Here is a 696-nt window from a genome sequence, read left to right as displayed (position 1 = left end):
GGCTTTTCCGTCTCGATCCAGAGCAGGTCCGCGCCGTTCTGCAGCGAGGTGACGCAGTCGAGCACGACGCGGTCCTCGCCGGAGCCGGCGCGGAACTGGAACAGGTTGGAGGGCAGCCGCTTCGGGCGCACCAGCTTGCCGTCGCGGTTGATGAGCACGTCGCCCGGTTCGCCGGCGCCGGTGACCTCCTCGCAGTCGAGGTAGCTGTTGTACTGGTCGCCGAGGTCGCCCGGAGTCTTCGTATAGGCGATCTGCTTGGTGAGGCCGGCGCCCAGCGAGTCCGTGCGGGCGACGATGATGCCGTCGTCGACGCCCAGCTCCATGAAGGCGTAGCGGCAGGCGCGGATCTTGGCGAGGAAGTCCTCGTGCGGGACGGTGACCTTGCCGTCCTGGTGGCCGCACTGCTTCTCGTCGGAAACCTGGTTCTCGATCTGCAGCGCGCAAGCGCCCGCTTCGATCATCTTCTTGGCCAGCAGATAGGTGGCCTCTGCGTTGCCGAAGCCGGCGTCGATGTCGGCGATGATCGGCACCACATGGGTCTCGAAATTGTCGATCGCCTTCTGCACCTGCGCGGCCTTGACCGCGTCGCCGGCCTTGCGGGCGGCATCGAGGTCGCGGAACAGCATGCCCAGTTCGCGGGCGTCGGCCTGCTTCAGGAAGGTGTAGAGTTCCTCGATGAGGGCCGGCACGCTGGTC

1 protein-coding gene is annotated in these 696 nt (G+C 66.8%); it reads right to left on the bottom strand.

The window, feature by feature from the left end; translation table 11 throughout:
• Nucleotides 1–696, bottom strand: a 696-nt coding sequence (locus DM995_RS20290) for an isocitrate lyase (RefSeq protein WP_116970852.1), incomplete at both ends; no start/stop codon positions are given.

It is taken from the genome of Blastomonas sp. UPD001 (assembly GCF_003426715.1).
In the GTDB taxonomy this organism is placed as follows: Bacteria; Pseudomonadota; Alphaproteobacteria; order Sphingomonadales; family Sphingomonadaceae; genus Blastomonas.
This window is presented reverse-complemented; position numbering and strand designations above follow the sequence as displayed.